Annotated in this window: 2 protein-coding genes and 2 pseudogenes; 3 read left to right on the plus strand and 1 reads right to left on the minus strand. The window is 40.8% G+C overall.

What is annotated here, in order from left to right; translation table 11 throughout:
- From E5S67_RS31815 to E5S67_RS33865, 3 genes and pseudogenes are all read left to right on the plus strand, one after another.
- Positions 1–190: pseudogene (locus E5S67_RS31815) on the plus strand (transposase); the annotation flags it as partial.
- Between the two features lie 140 nt (positions 191–330).
- Positions 331–540: pseudogene (locus tag E5S67_RS33860) on the plus strand (ISKra4 family transposase); the annotation flags it as partial.
- 48 nt (positions 541–588) lie between these two features.
- On the plus strand, positions 589–909 hold the full coding sequence (locus E5S67_RS33865; RefSeq protein WP_246277097.1) for a transposase: 321 nt from the start codon (positions 589–591) through the stop codon (positions 907–909).
- Between the two features lie 176 nt (positions 910–1,085).
- Here E5S67_RS33865 and tnpC read toward each other — a convergent pair whose 3' ends face one another.
- Positions 1,086–1,979 carry an IS66 family transposase gene (tnpC, locus tag E5S67_RS31825; RefSeq protein WP_422614737.1) on the minus strand — a complete coding sequence of 298 codons (894 nt, stop codon included), beginning with the start codon at positions 1,977–1,979 and terminating at the stop codon, positions 1,086–1,088.
- Positions 1,980–2,023: the final 44 nt, after the last annotated feature.

The raw sequence follows: 2,023 nt of genomic DNA on the forward strand, positions 1-2,023 counted from the left end.
TGAACATTTTTTAGTGCCAAACTTATGGGAGGGTGCAGTAGTTGTTATGGATAATCTACCCGCTCACAAGTTGGGGACTATTGAACCATTGATACAAGCCGCTGGTGCTAGTTTACTGAACTTATCCCCCTATTCTCCCGACTTCAATCCTATAGAATTATGGTGGTCGCAACTCAAATCTTTTTTACGTCAGTTTTCACCAACAAGTACCACTCCGGGTTGACATAATACTTGCTACGGCCGTTGATTTGGTCAATCCTAAGCACTTTAAAAACTGGTTTACGAGCTGCTGCTACTGTACTTCATAAACCTGGAATATGCTGTAAGTCTTGCCGTCAAAAACAAGCCCAGAACTTTTGTGCTTATTTGGAGAAGCATCGCCGGCGGATTGTTAACTACGAGCAATTGTCAACAAAAAAGGTTTGCTTTGGAGGTTCCGGAGCTGTAGAGTCGGCAGTCAAACAAATTGATAGAAGGTTAAAAATTTCAGGAGCGCAGTGGTTGATGAAAAATGTTAATCAAATGCTTAAGCTTCGGTGCACCTTAACGGCTCAATATCCGTTTGATGCTCAAAAGCGCAAAACCGGGATGCTCCCTGAATGTTATCTGCTGTGGGGTGATGTTTGTGGATATGTTTGGGGAAATAAAAATAAAAGAATAGAACTACCCATGACAAATCAGAGAGAAAGACAAACATATTTTGGTGCCCTCAACTATCAAACAAAAGAATTTTTTGTTCGAGAAGATGAAGCGGGAAATTCAAAAAATACAGTTTTGTTTGTAAAATACCTTCAAAATCTCAATAATGGAGCTAGAATTTTAATATTTTGGGATGGGGCCAGTTATCATAAATATGCAGAAATGCGAAATGATCTGGGGCAGGTCAATCAAGATGCGAGAGAAATCTGAATGGTTGATAAGATGTGAATTATTTGCCCCCAATGCACCCGAGCAAAACCCTGTAAAAGATATTTGGCTCCAAGGCAAAAGATTTCTGAAAGAATATTGGTATCTCTGTAAATATTTCCCAGTTATTAAAAAAGTATTTATGCTGGTAACTCATTGTCAACTGTAAGGATTCAGGTCTAAGATTGGGGAATAAAAGAAGGCATAAATAAGTCACAAGAATGGGCAGATATAGCATCACGGAAAAAAGTCATTGCGCTTTTACCTTGAAACCGACAAGTCTGAATCACGGATAACAAATCAGCAGTTTGTTCAAACCGAGAGATTGACCGAGAACCGCCAGATACCTTACGTTTAGTCACAGCTAGTCGCACAGAACGTTCTGCCAAATTATTATCAGGAGGAATGTCCGGATGGTCTAAAAAATACCACCATTGATGTGCTTTCTCACGCAACGAGCGCAATAACAGTCCAGCAGCATGACCAACATGACCTTGCCAAGTATTTAACAATTCTGCCAGAGAGACCTTAAAGTCCCTCGCCCAAGTATGATAATCGAGTTCTTCAGGGTATTCACGCCATTTTCGATGTTGTCGAAATGCCTCATCAATTAATTCTAAGAACGCAGAGGCGACGACAGTATTGTTACCGTGACTAAGAAGAAGAACTTTCTTAAAATGTCGCCGTAGATGGGCTAGACATTTCTGCTGTGCTCCAACCAGCACACCGTTGTATACGCTAAAATCATCAGAACTCAACACTCCAGCAAACTCCGAACCCAGCATTGTTTCTAATTCGGCTCGACTACGAGTGTCTGCCGCATGGAATAGACAAAAATTTTTACCTGTCGCTGTCCATAACCATTCTTTAACTCCCTTGACACACCACGGAGTTTCATCCACATGGACATTAGCTTGTAACGGTGCCCATTTCCATAAGTCTTCAACGGCGGGCTTTATAGAATCGGCTACCCGCGCATTTGTCGCTTGTAATGTCCCTATGCCAATTTCAATTCCACCTAATTCTCCAGGGTAAACGCATCTTAACTTTAACCCAAAATATGCTACAGTTATCTCGGACTAATTTTTATGTAGTTTATAAGTATTATCAATGGCAA

The organism is Microcoleus asticus IPMA8 (assembly GCF_013179805.1).
Taxonomy (GTDB): domain Bacteria; phylum Cyanobacteriota; class Cyanobacteriia; order Cyanobacteriales; family Microcoleaceae; genus Microcoleus; species Microcoleus asticus.